This is a genomic window from Kitasatospora sp. NPDC050463 (genome assembly GCF_040655255.1).
GTDB lineage: Bacteria > Actinomycetota > Actinomycetes > Streptomycetales > Streptomycetaceae > Kitasatospora.
In genome coordinates this window covers 1-2,432 of record NZ_JBFAJO010000204.1, presented here as the reverse complement: position 1 = coordinate 2,432, position 2,432 = coordinate 1, and the positions used below count along the sequence as shown (strand labels likewise).

Below are 2,432 nucleotides of genomic sequence, written 5' to 3'. Positions count from 1 at the left end.
CCCACCCATCGAGTTCGAACAGCGGCACCACGCCCCGGCTAAACTCTCCCTCGCGGCATGAAACCCCTGTGTCCACACTCCAGGGGACACCTCAGCCTGGTCCGTCCCCGTGCCCGAGGACATCCGGGCCCTGCTGCGCTCGGTCGGCGGGATACGGATCACTCTCTACCGCTCCGTGGTGAACGGCCACGAGTCCGGCGAGCACGTCGACCTCGACCACGGCTACAACCACGAAGTCGTCGAGAGCTGGTACCAGGAGCACGCCGGCGGGGTGGGCACCCACTGGTTCATCTACACGGACCACGGGGATGGCCACACCTACGTGGACGTCGACCCGCAGACCGGAGCATGGGGCCCGGTGTTCCAGTTCTGGGACGCGCTCGACACCGACCGCATGGCGCCGTCGCTGCCGGCCTGGCTCGACCACCTTGCCGACTGCCTGGAGCAGGCCCTCGCCGACGCAGGCAACGACGGCGCCGGGGCCGACGTCGAGGCCTTCCGCCGCCGGCTCGGGGATCTCTGGCCGGACGGCGACCGGGACACGACGATCGTCGAGGACATCACTGCGGTCCAGGCCCGCACGAGCGACGACGGAGTGCTGCGCGCGGCTGCGGCGGACCTACCCGACGACGCCAGGCTGGCCGACCTGCGGCCCGTCACCGGTCGCGCCTCGGTCAACTTCTGGACGATCGGCGCAACCTGCCGCTACGTCCGCCGGGCGGGTGGAGGAGTGGTGGTGGCCATCCCCTGGGACGGCGAGTAGTCCGGGCTCGCGCCGCCGGGGCCCAAGCGGCGGCGGTCATCGTCGGCGGCCCGCCAGCAGCGGCGGCGGCCGGTCAATCAGGCCGGTGGGCGACGGCGGCGAACATCGTCACCAACTTCCGGCGGTGGATACGCGATGACCCCACGTTCGGAGAGTGCGCGGAGGAGGGCTACGCGCAGCGCCTGAAGACCTGCGAGGACTGCCTGGACTTCAGCGCGGGCCCGGTCGCCTACGTCGACTGCCCCTCGTGCACCGGCTGGAGGGACGCGACTGTCTGGTGAGTGTGATCGCCGTACGGCCGGATCGCCCGCTCCGCGCCGCCCGTTCTGCCACCGCGCCGCGTGAGTGTCGGCGGCCGCGCGGCTGTCGCGGGTGCTGTCGCGACCCCCTGTCGCGTGGGGGGCTGTCGCGCCCTGTGACCTGCGCGGATGGGCGCTTACCCCCGTGCGAGGTCGGGGCGCGACAGCACCCCACGACAGCCACCATCGGCAGCGGGATCGACTCGCTGCTGCGCCGGGCTGGTGGCTGACCGGGTGGACCAAATCCGCCTCGGGCAGGCTGTGCCGTCTGGCAGGATCCGTGGCGTGAGCGAGAATCTGGGCCAGCGCCCCCCGATGTTGTTCGTGATCAACGACCCGGCTCTGGATCGGCCCCGACCCGATCGATGGCATCCAGTGCGTCGCCCGGACGCGGTCCAACACGTGGTGCAAGAACTGGGTCGAGACCAGCCAGGCCGGGCGCTGGGAGCAACTGGTCAGCAGGCACGGGCTCATTAGCGTCTACGCGGTGGGCCGTGACGACCGGTGGCTTGCCCAGCACTGCGTACGGCACGACTCGCCGGACACGGTGGACCACGAGCTCCCGGACTGGGAAGCGTTCAGCGAGGACAACCCGAGCACACCGCGCGGTTCGTGCGGCCCCTTCCCGACACCTGGGAGGCCATCGGCTGAGGGTCAGCGTGGCCGCCGCGCCGCGCGCTGACCGCCGACTGCAACGCGGCACTGCGACACGGGGTGCAACACGCCGCATCGCGGAGCCCGCGTTGCACCCCTGAGCTGGGCGAAAGGGCCGGCCGGGAGCCGGGTCGGCCTAGGAGGTCACGACGTTGAACGCCTCGTAGATCTTGGGCTCGGCGTCAGGCATCCCGGCCTCCCGCATCAGCGGTGCGAGCTTCTCCGCGAACCGCTGGAACGCCTCCTTGGACTCCCAGACGTCCGTCACATGCCAGCCGCCCGGGGTGGGTCCGGCGCAATGGGAGATCAGGCCGGGTACCGGCCAGTCCGAGCGCGACTTCACGCCGCCGCGCCCCCCGGCCATCTTGTTGGTCACCTCCTCGTACTGGGCTTGGGTGGCGCCCGGGATTTCGAACACGATGATGACGGCCATGCTGTACCTCGCCTTCGATCGACTGCCGATTCCACATGACCAGCCCGGCCCGCTGCCAGCACGAGAAGCGCGGCCATCCGGGGCCTTCGCACGGCTCACGAGTCGACGCACTGAACGGCCTCGTGGACGTTCGGTCAGCTCCTCTTAGAAGCCGTTGTCTTTCCGATAGTGATGGGTGCGTTTCCGCTGGTCAGGCGTAGTGCTGTTGCCGCGGTGGCAGAGACGGGGTGTCGTGTCGTCTCTTCGGTGGAGGTGCCGGATGCCGTCGGTGATGGGGCTGCTG

Annotated in this window: 2 protein-coding genes; one reads left to right on the top strand and one right to left on the bottom strand. The window is 70.4% G+C overall.

Annotation, left to right across the window (positions count from 1 at the left end; translation table 11 throughout):
- Window positions 1–109: 109 nt before the first annotated feature.
- Window positions 110–763 (top strand): hypothetical protein, encoded by a 654-nt coding sequence (locus tag AB0J08_RS41470; RefSeq protein WP_360645342.1) that lies wholly within the window; start codon window positions 110–112, stop codon window positions 761–763.
- A 1,089-nt stretch (window positions 764–1,852) separates the two neighbouring features.
- Here the strand turns inward: AB0J08_RS41470 and AB0J08_RS41465 are convergent.
- A complete protein-coding gene (locus AB0J08_RS41465) occupies window positions 1,853–2,149 on the bottom strand; it encodes a hypothetical protein (protein WP_360645339.1) in 297 nt (98 codons plus the stop codon).
- Window positions 2,150–2,432 lie beyond the last annotated feature (283 nt).

Excerpts from the sequence above, each read along its gene's own strand:
- AB0J08_RS41465 (WP_360645339.1), bottom strand. The coding sequence starts at position 2,149 with ATGGCCGTCATCATCGTGTTCGAAATCCCGGGCGCCACCCAAGCCCAG.